1 protein-coding gene is annotated in these 419 nt (G+C 41.8%); it reads right to left on the bottom strand.

The annotated features are described in order from the left end of the window. A partial coding sequence (locus tag IV54_RS08670; protein WP_237756702.1) for a DDE-type integrase/transposase/recombinase occupies positions 1–371 on the bottom strand: 371 nt, incomplete at its 3' end. Positions 372–419: the final 48 nt, after the last annotated feature.

Genomic DNA, 419 nt, shown 5'->3' with positions numbered 1-419 from the left:
AGTGAACTATGAATTCTCTTCCTATTGTAGAAAGCATGCACATATTCAAAAAGGACGGCAGCGGCAGTTTCATAATCTTCAAAGACCGGCACTGGATAAACACATTCCTTTTTGAGGGAAGCGTGAAAGGATTCCATTGGCGCATTATCATACGGACACCCCTTACGGCTGTATGAGTGGCAGATATGTAGTTCAGTTAAACGTTGATTGTAATCATCGCTGGTATACTGTGATCCTAAATCCGTATGGATAATCAGGTCCCCAGTAATGGTTCGATTTTTAACCGCGCTTTCAAGGGTCTTTAAGACTAAATCAGTATCCATCTTTTTTGAGAACGAATAGCCGATAATCCGTCGTGAGTGCAGGTCCATGATGGTTGATAAGTAACACCAGCCATTACGCTTCGTTTGAATATAGGT

The sequence above is a fragment of the Levilactobacillus paucivorans genome, assembly GCF_001437125.1.
Taxonomy (GTDB): Bacteria; Bacillota; Bacilli; order Lactobacillales; family Lactobacillaceae; genus Levilactobacillus; species Levilactobacillus paucivorans.
Note: the sequence above shows the minus strand (reverse complement) of the source record. Positions and strands in the feature narration are given on the sequence as shown.